This is a genomic window from Prosthecobacter fusiformis, assembly GCF_004364345.1.
Classification (GTDB): Bacteria; Verrucomicrobiota; Verrucomicrobiia; order Verrucomicrobiales; family Verrucomicrobiaceae; genus Prosthecobacter; species Prosthecobacter fusiformis.
The window spans coordinates 736,664-748,735 of record NZ_SOCA01000001.1 but is presented as its reverse complement, the minus strand read 5'-3'; the positions used below and the strand labels follow the sequence as shown (position 1 = coordinate 748,735).

8 protein-coding genes are annotated in these 12,072 nt (G+C 57.0%); 5 read left to right on the top strand and 3 right to left on the bottom strand.

Going from position 1 to position 12,072, the window contains the following annotated elements; all coding sequences use genetic code 11:
* Nucleotides 1-110: 110 nt before the first annotated feature.
* The 4 genes from EI77_RS02805 (at nucleotide 111) to EI77_RS02790 (ending at nucleotide 7,650) form a co-directional block, all read left to right on the top strand.
* Nucleotides 111-629, top strand: a complete 519-nt coding sequence (locus tag EI77_RS02805) for a sigma-70 family RNA polymerase sigma factor (protein ID WP_166646994.1) — start codon at nucleotides 111-113, stop codon at nucleotides 627-629.
* A gap of 2 nt (nucleotides 630-631) precedes the next feature.
* The gene (locus EI77_RS02800; protein WP_133793228.1) at nucleotides 632-2,047 is read left to right on the top strand and encodes an anti-sigma factor; all 1,416 of its coding nucleotides are present in this window, start codon (nucleotides 632-634) and stop codon (nucleotides 2,045-2,047) included.
* 198 nt (nucleotides 2,048-2,245) lie between these two features.
* Entirely contained in the window at nucleotides 2,246-4,573 is a 2,328-nt protein-coding gene (locus tag EI77_RS02795) for an LVIVD repeat-containing protein (RefSeq protein WP_133793227.1), read from the top strand.
* 95 nt (nucleotides 4,574-4,668) lie between these two features.
* Entirely contained in the window at nucleotides 4,669-7,650 is a 2,982-nt protein-coding gene (locus EI77_RS02790; RefSeq protein ID WP_133793226.1) for a PVC-type heme-binding CxxCH protein, read from the top strand.
* A gap of 167 nt (nucleotides 7,651-7,817) precedes the next feature.
* On the opposite strand, the gene EI77_RS02785 is transcribed toward EI77_RS02790, so the two are convergent.
* The 3 genes from EI77_RS02785 to EI77_RS02775 all read right to left on the bottom strand — a co-directional run bounded on the left by EI77_RS02785 (nucleotide 7,818) and on the right by EI77_RS02775 (nucleotide 9,902).
* Nucleotides 7,818-8,513 (bottom strand): transposase, encoded by a 696-nt coding sequence (locus EI77_RS02785; protein ID WP_166646993.1) that lies wholly within the window; start codon nucleotides 8,511-8,513, stop codon nucleotides 7,818-7,820.
* Nucleotides 8,514-8,848: 335 nt separating this feature from the next.
* Nucleotides 8,849-9,391, bottom strand: coding sequence for a GNAT family N-acetyltransferase (locus tag EI77_RS02780; protein WP_133793224.1), 543 nt, complete (start codon nucleotides 9,389-9,391; stop codon nucleotides 8,849-8,851).
* 13 nt (nucleotides 9,392-9,404) lie between these two features.
* Nucleotides 9,405-9,902, bottom strand: a complete 498-nt coding sequence (locus EI77_RS02775) for a GNAT family N-acetyltransferase (protein ID WP_133793223.1) — start codon at nucleotides 9,900-9,902, stop codon at nucleotides 9,405-9,407.
* 161 nt (nucleotides 9,903-10,063) lie between these two features.
* On the opposite strand from EI77_RS02775, the gene EI77_RS02770 reads away from it, so the two are divergent.
* A complete protein-coding gene (locus EI77_RS02770) occupies nucleotides 10,064-12,028 on the top strand; it encodes a phospho-sugar mutase (RefSeq protein ID WP_133793222.1) in 1,965 nt (654 codons plus the stop codon).
* Nucleotides 12,029-12,072 lie beyond the last annotated feature (44 nt).

The following is a 12,072-nucleotide window of genomic DNA, read 5'->3' as shown; positions in this document are numbered from 1 at the left end:
CTGGGTGGTTGGTTCACGAACTCTTTGTTAAACTTGGTGTTTTTCTGACGGAAAAAGTTTTTCTGTCAGAAAATGGGGCTTTCTGTCAAGGAGAAGGTGACAACTTTCCGATGTCCAACCGTGACCCCTTTCTTCCTTTGTTTCTTGCAGCGCAGCCTGACCTGCGAGCTTTTATCGGAGCGGCGGTGAGGGATCCGGTGACGAGGGAGGATGTGTTTCAGGAGGTGGCTATGATCTTGTGGAAGAAATTTGAATCCTATGATCCCTCGCGTTCTTTCGGCGCCTGGGCACGGGGTGTTGCAGCCAAGAAGATCCTGGAGGACCGGCGGCTGCGGGCGCGGCTGCCGGAAACGTGCACGCCGGAAACCTTGGAAGCGCTGTCCCGCGGATTTGCACAGGAGGAGGCTGAGGCCAGCGTGCAGGACCGGGAGAAGGCCCTGAATTTTTGCCTGGAGATCCTGCCTGAGCGTAGCGCCAGCATTCTGGAGGCACGTTATTATCAGGAGCAGCCGGTGGAGGTGATTGCGCTGAATGCCCGCATTTCCACGGAGGCTCTGTATCAAGTTTTAAGCCGCCTGCGCAAGCAGCTCCGGGAGTGTGTGCAGCGTCGTCTGGGTCTGCCTTATTGAATATGTCCACGAATCCTCAAGAACCTGACTTTAACCATCGGCTGCTACGCTGGCTGGATGGTACAGCGTCACCTGAAGAGGCGGCGCAGCTTTGGAAAGAGGTGGGGGATTCCCCGGACTGTGCCCGTGAACTGGCTGCGCAGGCTCGGTTCGAATCGCTGATAGAAGCAAACGTCAAGGCGAGGGCCGGTGAGAGGGCGGAGTCTTTGAGACTCAAGGCATTCAATGCACAACGTGCCAAACCAAAAGCATGGAGCAGATCGTGGTCCCGGCGAGTGATGGCGATGGCCGCCTTGCTGATGCTGGGGATGGTGTGCTGGTCGTTCTGGCCAGACACAAAAGGTTCTCCACAAATGGCCAAAAAGGAAGTGCTGCCTCAAGTGAAGAAGCAACGGGTGAAATTGCCCGGTGTGGCTGTCCAGGCACCTGTGGTGGCGCAAGCAGCCCTGCCCGAAAGGTCGCTGCCGGAGCGGCTGGATGCTTTTATTTTACCGCAGGTGTCCTTGCGTCAGGTCACCCTGCGCGAGGCACTGGGACTGCTGCAGGGGCAGATGCTGGAGCTTAATCATCTGAAGTCTGAGTCCCTGGAAAAGCTGCGTGTGACCCTGCCAGTGGATGCAGCACAGAGGAAGATTACTTTTGAATCTGGGCCCATCTCTTTTTGGAAGGCCATGCGTGCCGTGGCGGCGCTGGGGGGATGTGATCTTTCCGTGGATGAGGCGGGTCTGGCCCTCATTTTGCACCGGGAAATTTATCCGCAGCAGCCGGAGAGACGGCAGTTGCGCAGTCTGCTGGCGGGACTCACGACGACCGGTGGCAAGGCTGCCTGGGAAGATCCCGGGCGGATGGCTGGCCTAGTGGCGGATGCGGGGTCGTTGGGAATCATCGGCGACATTTCGGGAGATGAGGAACTGCCGGTGACGCGCGGGCAGTGGGAGGCTTTGCAAATGCTCACCGAAGCGCGGGAGCAGCGTCTAACTCCATTGACTCCCGGATTCCTCATTTATATGGTCGAGGAAGGCAGTGAGCAGACGGACCGGTTGCTGACAGAAGAAGAAGTGGAGCAAATCCGTGCGCAAAATGTGCCTGCTGCCATGGAGATCCCGCCCGGCCAGTTCCGCATTCCATTAGGGGGCCAAAAGGCCGAGGATGACATGATCGTGGAGATTCAGCAGGAGGGGGACGTTTTGCGTTTCAGCAGTGGGAGCGGCAACCTCTATGCTGGGACATCGGCCATTCCTTCCCAGCCCTCGAATGTGGTGGGAAACATGAGTCCTTCACTGGTGGTGGGGCCGGGGCAGGGGGGGCTGATCACGCTGCATTCACAGAACAATGGCGTGATCACAGGCTCTGTTTCCAATGTTATTGGAGGGGGATCGACTCAGATTATTGTTGTGCCGGTCCCTGCCTCACCTTGAGCAGGAGGCGGAACAGGCTTGTAATGGAGGAGGGTTTTTTGTTACAAGACAGATTCTCCTAAAAATCGTGTGAACCCCCGTTGCTTCGCGATCTGTATTTTATTAACCACGATACTTTTCGTGAGGGGTGGTTATGGCGTCACGCCAGCGGGGACGGGGGTGACTTTGCGGACGAAGTTTGCTGATGGGGTTCTGTCGGTGCCTCTCGCGTTGAGCTATCAGCAGCTGGTGCTGGAGAGGAAGTCTGTGGCGGGCTGGAAGCCGCTTGCGGTGAAATATCCGAGGAGCCTGGGGCGGGAGCAGATGCGGGACATCAGCTTTACGCTGCCTGCGGGAGTTAAAGAGGGAGAGGTTCGGGTGCAGGGGTATCGGTCACCGAAATTCCCCTCGCGCTTTACTTATGGGAAGAAGCTTTTCGCCAGGACTGAGCTGCCGAGGGTGGCTGCTCCCAGGCGGCTGGACAGGCTAAAGACAAGCGCTCCAGAAGCCCCGGATCCACTGGTCAAAGGGCAAGGGAAAGAGCCTGGTGTCTGGCAGGTGGCGGATAACCAATTATTGTATTTCAGTGCATCGCGTGGTTTGCAGGTGCTGGATCTCAGTGATCCGGTGAATCCGCTGCGCACGGGTGTCTTGCGGTTGCCACTGGCCAGCGCACAGATGTTTCTGCTGGATGAAACGGGCTCACAGGTGGCGCTTCTGGGGCGGGCCAATGGCCAGGGACGTGCGGGTGCGGCCCAACTTTTTCTGCTGCGGATTGAGGCGGGTGCGCCGGTGCTGATCAGGGAGGTGCGCCTGGAAGGCCGGATGGCGGATGGAGTGCTGATCGGCAGGCATTTGCACATCCTAACGACGGTGGTGGATGCCACTAAAACCCGCAAGACATTGCTGACACGGGTGGACCTGGCGGAGCCTGCAATGCCGAAGTTGCTGGGCAAACTTCACTTTGCCGGCAGCAAGCCGGGGTTTCAGGTGCAGGGCAACCGACTGATGGTGGCGGTGCGGGAAGGTGCGCAAAAGCGGCTTCATGAGGTGGCGGTGGAACCAGGAACGGATATCAAAAGTGTGCGCTCCAAGCCTGCTAAGAGCTTCCAACTCTTGGGGTATGAAGGCAGTATCCAAGGGGAAAAATTGCATGTGAAAAGCGCGACTGATCCCCTGGAGCCGATCATGGAAATGTCGCTCGCTTGGCGTACGGACCGGGTGCTGCCAGTGGGGGATTTTCTCGTACAAGTGGAGGACGGTGACGGCATGAGCCATGGACTGGCAATGTTGCTGCCTGGACTGACCGCTGATGAACCGATATCGCGGCTGCGCATTACCCCCATTAATGATCCTGATCTGCTGGTGGAGGAACTGGTCCTGGGGCCTGGAAAAGTGGTGGGAGTGAGCCTGAAGGGGGATGATTTGCTGGTCGCTCAATGGGTGACCGAAATGAGTGGCCAAGGGTCACGAATGCGGACTTGGGCGCTGAGTCTGGCGGATCCCGCCGCCATCACGGTATTGGACACGAAGGAGCAGGTCATGCATGGGCTTGACGCCAGGGCTGTGGATCTGGCCCGGGTGCAACCCTTATGGGTGAATGCCGAGACTCTTCTCTGGTACATCCCCGCGCGGCACGCTTCCCCGCCCTTGTGGAACTGGCCCGTAGCGGCGGCTTCAGCGGAGTTGTCTCCAGGATTGCTTTCTACATCTTCCGTCGTGATGGCGATTTCGCCTCTTCATTATACAAAGGGAGTGCTGGTGGCTAAAGAGCCGCGCGTGCTAAGGGTGCAGGGAAGGGTGGCGCATGCCTCTGCCGCTTTTGCTGAAACGGGGTTTGTCTTCTTCAGTCATGACGTCAAGGATGAGGCGGTGACGTTGCCGGGTTTGGAAAGCACGGCGCAGGTGAAAGTGCCGATGCGCACATCTCCCAAGCAGCTTCGTTCCTGGTTGCAAGTGGTGGATTTTCGCACCGGCGAACCGCTGCTGCGGGATGCTGTTTCCCTGCCGGGACAGTTGCTGAGTGTGGCGCAGGCGGATGCACAAGGAGCGGTGCTTTTGACTCAAAGTGATCTGTCTTTGCGCCGGGATCTGGCACCGACTCGGGTGGTGCAGGCCAGTGCCTACGATGGCGTAAACGTTTATCAGCTCACGGAGTATGTCACGGCCACGACATTCAATTCTGCCGCAGTTGGGGCGGGCACGCGCCTGTTCTTAACCAAGGAAATGGGCCCGACGGGAGTGGTGGCCATTGGTTATGACCCAGTGACTGCGCGGCTGGGACAGGTATCGTCTTGGAACACAAATGCGCTCCCTACACGTCTGCATGTCACCGGCGGACATCTGCTGGCCAGCAGTCCAGGGAATCTGGAACTGGCAGGCATTGCGGCGGATACAGGGAAGCTGAGCGCCATCGCGGCCTACGACACGCCGGAGACTCTTTGGCTACAGGTGGACCGGGCGGCGGTGACCCCGGCGCTGGATCTCTGGATTCCCGCTGGCGAATACGGGGTCGAGTTTCTGCAAAAACAGGCTCTGGGACAGTAAATGAGCGAAGAGCTTTCTTTTTGTGAGAGACCCCGTGAAGATTGTTGTGATGAGGTGAGTTTTTATCCTTTCGTCCGTTTCGATTTTTCCAGCCTATGAACCGTCTGCTTTTGTCCCTGCTCGCCACCTCGGCGTTCGCTGCTGATTTCCCCAAGCCTTTCAACTCCGAAAAGGGCGATCCCATGTCTGCCGAGGAAGCCGCCGCCACGATGGAGCTACCTCCAGGATTCAAGTGTGTGGTCTTCGCCTCGGAGCCGGATGTGCAACAGCCCATCGCCATGGCCTGGGATGCCAAAGGTCGGCTTTGGGTGGCGGAAAACTACACCTATGCGGAAAACCCCGCCCGCTGGGATACCAACCTGCATGACCGCATCATCATCCTCGAAGACAAGGACGGCGATGGCAAACACGATGGTCGCAAGGTCTTCTGGGATGAAGGTGCTTATCTGACCAGCGTGGAATGGGGCTATGGCGGCGCGTGGATTTTAAACAACGGCACCCTGAGTTTCATCCCGGATAAAAATGGTGATGACGTGCCTGATGCCGCCCCGGAGATCCTGCTCGACGGTTTTAATGTCAAGACCATCGGCCATAACATCGTCAACGGTCTGCGCTGGGGGCCGGACGGCTGGCTTTATGGGCGTCACGGCATCACGGATACCTCCGCCGTGGGTTCTCCAGGTACGCCTAACGAAAAGCGCACCAAGATCAATTGCTCCATCTGGCGTTATCATCCTACACGGAAAATCTTTGAAGCCGTCGCCCACGGCGGCACCAATTCCTGGGGTCATGACTGGAATGCCGACGGCGAGCTTTTCATGATCAACACCGTCATCGGTCACCTCTGGCATGTGATCCCCGGTGCCTATTACCGGCGCATGTTTGGTACCCATCTGAACCCGCATGTTTATGAAATCATTGAGCAGACCGCCGACCATTTTCATTGGGATACGGGCGGTGAAAAATGGAGCGACATCCGCACCGGCGTGAGCAACAAAACTCTGGAGCTGGGTGGCGGTCACGCCCACGTCGGCATGCTCATCTATCAGGGCGGCACCTGGCCCAAGGAATACCATGGCAAGATGCTCACCTGCAACCTCCATGGTCGCCGCATTAACGTGGATAGCCTGGAGCGTGAAGGCTGCGGCTACGTCGGCAAACACGCCCCCGATTTCATGCAGGCCAAAGACCCCTGGTTCCGCGGCCTCGACCTTCTCACTGGCCCCGACGGCAACGTCTTCGTCTCCGACTGGAGCGACTCCGGCGAATGCCATGACAATGATGGCGTGCACCGCACCAGCGGACGGATTTATAAGATTGTGTATGGGGAGCAGAAGAAGGTGGAGCCTGAAAAATATGTCCAGTTGTTGAAGCCAAAAAAAGATATGGCAGAAATGTTAGATTCTCTTGGGGGTAATAACAACTGGTGGGTCCGTATGAGCCGCAATCACATTGCGGAACAGTTTACGCCTAAAGCTCCTGATGCATCCAGTACCCCGCCTGACATTAATGATTGGATCAAATTCTGGGAAGTACTAGCGCACGCTAAACCAGCCTCAGATGAGGAGTATGTCGATTTTTTCAACACCTCAGTTAATGCTACTCCGATTCAAAGCTCTTCGGAGGGGGGCGCACACGGAGCATTGGAGAAGTGGACAGAGATTTTGGTGAAACTTGCTGGGAAAGCAGAGTCTGGACTTCTTCGTCTGCATGTTGCTTCTCATCTTCAACGCCTTCCGCTAGCCTCACGCTGGCCCATTGCCACCGCCCTGGCCCAGCGTGAAGAAGACTCTAATGACCGCCAGCAGCCCCTCATGATCTGGTATGGCATCGAGCCTGCCGTGGCTGCGGATCCGATGCGTGGTGTGGAACTCATCGCCAACTCGAAGATTCCCACCGTGCGGCGTCTAGTGGCTCGTCGTATCACGGAAGAGATTGAAAAGCAGCCTGCTGCTGTGGATGCCTTGGTGGCACTCATGACCAAAGACGAAGCCGTCCGAGACGACGTGCTGCATGGAATGGCTGCCGGACTCAACGGCTGGAATAAAGCGCCGAAGCCTAAAGGCTGGGACGAGTTTCTCCGTTCTGTAGTCCCGGCTTCAGCCGGATCTAAGCCGCCTGAAGGCGGAACTACAAAACAAGAAATCCAGCAGCTCTCCACCGTCTTTGGTGGCGGTCGTCCCGTGGAGGAACTCATCCCTATCGTTCAAGATATTGAGGCCGATGCGTCCGCTCGGCGCAATGCCTTCGCCAGCCTCACCCGTAACGCTAAGCCTGAACTCCTGCCTATCCTGCTGAAGCTGGTGAATGACAAAGTGCTGGCCGTTCAGGCCCGCAGCGCGCTGGCAGCGTATGATGACGAAAAGGTGGCTAAAGCCCTCATTCAACCCTGGCCAGTCCGCAGCCAGGAACAGCAGATCGCCACGGTGGATACGTTGATCACCCGCGTCAGCTATGCTCATGCCTTGCTCAACTTCGTCAAGGCAGGCCGTGTGCCGACCTCCGTCATCAGCCCTTATCAGGCCCGCGCCATCCTGAGTCTGGATAATCCTGGCCTAACCAAAAAACTGCATGAAGTATGGGGTGAGCTGCGCGACACGCCGGAGGCCAAGAAAGAGGAGATGGCCAAATGGACTGCCGCCTTGACACCTGAAGCCCTGGCCAAAGGTGAGGCGTCAAAAGGCAAAATGGTCTTCATGGCCGCCTGTGCCGCCTGCCACAAGCTTTATGGAGAAGGCGGCATGATCGGTCCTGACCTCACAGGCGGGGACCGTCACAAGCTGACCTACCTGCTGGAAAACATCCTTGATCCCAGCGCCATCGTTCCTGCAGATTATCGCATGACCGTCTTCAAGCTGAAGGATGGACGCACCATCACCGGTGTCATTCCCGAGCAGAACCCCAAGACCCTTACCGTGCAGACCCCAGCCGAGCGGCTTACCCTGGAGCGGAGCGAGATCGCCGAGCAGCAGCAACTCCCCATGAGCCTCATGCCCGAAGGTCTTCTGACCGCCCTGGGCGAAGAGCAGGTTATTCATCTCATGGCTTACTTGCAGAGCCTCGGGCCAGTACAGTAATCATCACTCTCCGAGTGATGCGATCCAGAGAAACGTTTCTCATTTCAACCTTCATCAGCTTTCTCAGCCTCTCTTCCTTTTCGCGGACATCCAAGCTCATCACTCGGAGAGTGATGAATACTGTACTCCGAGTGATGCGATCCAAGGATCGCTTCTCATTTCAACTCTCATTCCCTGGCACTTCGGCCTCTCCCAAACCCATCACTCGGAGAGTGATGATTACTGTACTTCCGAAGATGAAACTCGCCGGGCTTGAGGTGGGCTTTGACGGGGTTTTCGGCGATGTAATGTTGCAGCCTTTTGAACTGGGCTTCATGGCGGACAAGGTGGTCAAAGGCATCCTGCTGCCAGAACCGGCCTTCAAATCCTAGCCTGTCTTGAATCCAGCGGGCGGTGAATCTTTTCCATGATTCACACTGTTTTAATAAGACGTCTTTGTCCGGGAACATCGCCAGAAAATGGACGTGGTTAGGCATGATAACGAAGTCCAGCATCTCATAGCGGTCGCCGTCGAAATGCATTAGGCTCTCAGCCACCCGCCCGTTCATCTGAGCATCACGCAGGACACAGGTACCGTGGCATTGGTCCAGTTCCTCGTGCCAACGCGAGGTGAAGTGATCATGAAACTCCGCGATGACTGCGGGGTCTAGTTGGTAAAGCTGCCGTTTCCAGTCCCTTTCATGGACATCAATCCCACGCTGCTCCAGCCAGACGGCTCTCTCAGTCAGCCATTTTCCCACCACTGCTTTCGGCATGGAATCATGCGTCCGCCAGGTGATGAAACACACCACCCCATCCTGAGACCAATGAGGCAGTTTTCTCTGGGTGATCTGCAGTTGATCTTCAGGATCAAAAAAGCGCATAACAGACAATAGGTTTCCCCGATCCGCTAACTTCGCAAGAGCAGTCGGTAGTACAGTATTCATCACTCTCCGAGTGATGCGATCCAGGAAAACATCTCTCATTTCAACTCGCATCCGCTTTCTCCACCTCTTCCTTTTCGCGGTCCCCAAACCCATCACTCGGAGAGTGATGAATACTGTACGCCGAGTGATGCGATCCAGAGAAACGTTTCTCATTTCAACTTTCATCAGCTTTCTCCACCTCTTCCTTTTCGCGGTCCCCAAACCCATCACTCGGAGAGTGAAGAATACTGTACTGCCGAGTGATGCGATCCAGCCTCTCATTCCAACCTTCATCAGCTTTCTCCACATCCCAACTTTTCGCGGCCCCAAGACCCATCACTCGGAGAGAGAAGCAGACTGTACAGCACCACATCCAGCCATCGCCCAAATTTATACCCGGCCTCGCGGATGTGGCCGCAAGGGGTAAAGCCATGCCGCTCATGCAGCCGGATGCTCGCTGCATTGTCCGCATCAATCACACCGATCATCAGGTGGTATCCTTGCGCCATGGCGGCAGCGATGATCCGCTCCAAAAACTGGTGTCCCAATCCCTGGCCGCGAAAGCGCGCATCCACATAGATGGAATGCTCGACCGTATGTTTATACCCCGGATGCGGACGAAAGGCACCATAGCTGGCGAAGCCCATCAGCACACCTTCGTCATTCACAGCGCCCAGCACCGGATACCCGGCCTTAATTTTCCCCGCCCACCAATCCTCCATAAAAGCGGCTGTGCGCGGGTCATCTTCATAAAGCGCCGTCGAGTTCGCAATCGCCTCGTTAAAAATGGCACGGATGGATTCCAGATGCTCGTGCCCACATTCGATCCAGTTCATGGTGTAAAGTAAGTTAGGCGTCGGGAGCCACTCTGGCCATGGATTCCAATGTCGGGCCTGTGACGCGCATGATGCGCCAGTCGCTTTTCATTTCAGCTCCCAGGCTTTCATAAAAACGGATGGCAGGCGTGTTCCAGTCCAGCACCGTCCATTCATAGCGCCCGCAGCCGCGCTCATGGGCGATGCGCGCCACGGCCGTGATGAGCGCCCTGCCCAGCCCGCAGCCGCGATGAGCAGGCTGCACATACAAATCTTCCAGATGCAGTCCGGGCCGTGCCAGAAAGGTGGAATAGTTTTGGAAAAAGAGCGCAAACCCCGCCACCTCTCCGTTCACGCAGCCCATCAGCGCCTCCGCACACGGGCTTGGGCCGAACAGGGTCGCCCGCAGGCTGTCCACGGTCGCCACTACCTCGTGCGTCAGTTGTTCATAGTCCGCCAGCTCCAGGATCAGGGCTAGAATGGCCGGAACATCGGTTTCCGTGGCAGGGCGGATGGTGAGAAGAGGGGGCATGCAGGGTGGATTTCTGGCCGGTAATGAGCACCCATAAACACAAATGGTTGAGCGCAAAATGGTTATATGAAACGATGTCAGAGCCTAGGAATCCGGCCGTGCTGTGTAAAATCTCACGGCTGCATTGCCAAACCGGATGATCCCGCTATTCTCATTTTACCATGTCCCTTGAAGCCTCTCTCCAGTCCGCCGCCGATGCAGGTCACCTGCTGCCTTCCAGCCTCGAAAACATCCAGGCACTCCTCGCCGCCAGTGAAAATCCGGTGTATCGCGCCAGCATTGAGGAACTGGCCAATGACGGACAATGGGCAGAGCTGAATGACCGGTTTTTCCAGGCGCTTAAATTTGGAACCGGCGGTCTGCGTGGGCGCACAATCGGCAAAGTCATCACCTCAGCGGAGCGTGGCAGTGCCGTGGGTGATGAGCGTCCGGACCATCCCTGCGTAGGTACGAACGCGATGAATTTTTACAATGCTGCACGCGCCACCCGTGGACTTGTCGCCTATGCGAAAACGTACCGCGCCACGGCCGGCCTGTCTGGAAAACCGAGCATCGTTTTCAGCCACGACACCCGCCATTTCTCGCCCGAGTTCGCCAAGCGTTGCGCCCAGATCGCCATCGAAAACGGGGCCGATGTTTACCTCTTCGATGGCTGCCGCGCCACTCCCGAGATGTCCTTTGCCGTGCGCCATCTGCGTGCCGATGCCGGCGTGATGCTTACCGCTTCTCACAATCCGGCCCATGACAATGGCTACAAGGTCAATTACAGCGATGGCGCAGGCATCGTGGAACCTCACGCCACTGGCATCATCAAGGAGGTCAATGTCATTGTCGATGAAGCCTATACGCCGCTGCCTGAGGATGACCAGGGCACCCTGACCATGCTCGGCGGAGAGCTGGATGAAATTTACCTCAAGCGTGTGGAGACCATGATGCTCCAGCCGGAGCTTCTGAAAGACGAGAATGCCCAGAAGCTGAAAATCGTTTATACCGCCCTTCACGGCGCAGGCGGTGTGCTGGTGCCCGTCCTGTTGAAAAGACTGGGTTTCAATTTCTTCACCGTGCCGGAGCAGGACACCCAGGACGGCCGCTTCCCCACCGTCAAATCACCGAATCCAGAAAACGCCCCCGCTCTGAAAATGGCCGTGGACTTGGCTAACAAAGAAGGTGCGGACATCGTCATTGGCACAGATCCTGACTGCGACCGCATGGGCGTGGGCGTCCGCAATGCCCAGGGTGAAATGGTCCTCCTGACTGGAAACCAGACTGGCTCCCTCATGGGCTGGTACCGCCTCAAGACCATGTTTGACCTCGGGATCCTCAACGATGCCAACAAAGGCAATGCCGTCTTCCTCAAGACCTTTGTCACCAGTCCTATGCAGGACACCATTTCCGCTAAATTCGGCGTGCAGTGTGTCAATACCCTCACCGGCTTCAAGTGGATCAGCGCCAAGCTGGCCAAATACGAAGCGGCCCTGCCTGCGGAAATCCTGGCCAAATATCGTGACCTGCCGGCTGCGGAATCCCGTGCCGCACGCCTGGAGCACAGCAAGTTCCTTGTCTTCGGGGGCGAGGAAAGCTACGGCTATATGGGGGATGACTTCAGCCGCGACAAGGATGGCAACGGTGCCGTCGTCATGTTTGCCGAGCTGGCCGCCTATGCTGCCTCACGCGGTCTCACCGTGGTAGAGTTGCTAGACGAGGTATATAGCGATGTCGGTTACTTCCTGGAAGTGAACCAGAGCAAGGTCTTTGAAGGAGCCTCCGGTGCCGCGCAGATTGCCCAACTGGCCGATAGCTACGCCTCCAATCCGCCCAAAGAAGTGGATGGCAGCGCGGTGGTGAAAGTGCGCGATTTCCGCAAGGACGAGATCTACGACGAAGAAGGTGAGCTGATCTCCAAGGAAAAAATGCTCTTTGTGGACTTGGCCGATGGCCGCAGCTTTGCTGTCCGCCCGTCTGGCACGGAGCCGAAGATCAAATACTACATGTTTGGCCGCCAGGTGCCCGTAGCGGGGCAGAAAATGACGGCCGAAGAACTTGCCGCCGCCAAGGCGAAGGTCTCCGCCTCCCTGGACAGCATGTGGACTTGGCTGGACAAGGACATTGATGTCCGCCTGGGTTAATGCGCTTATTGGAAAAACGCTTTCTTCAGCAGTCTGGGTTGCCA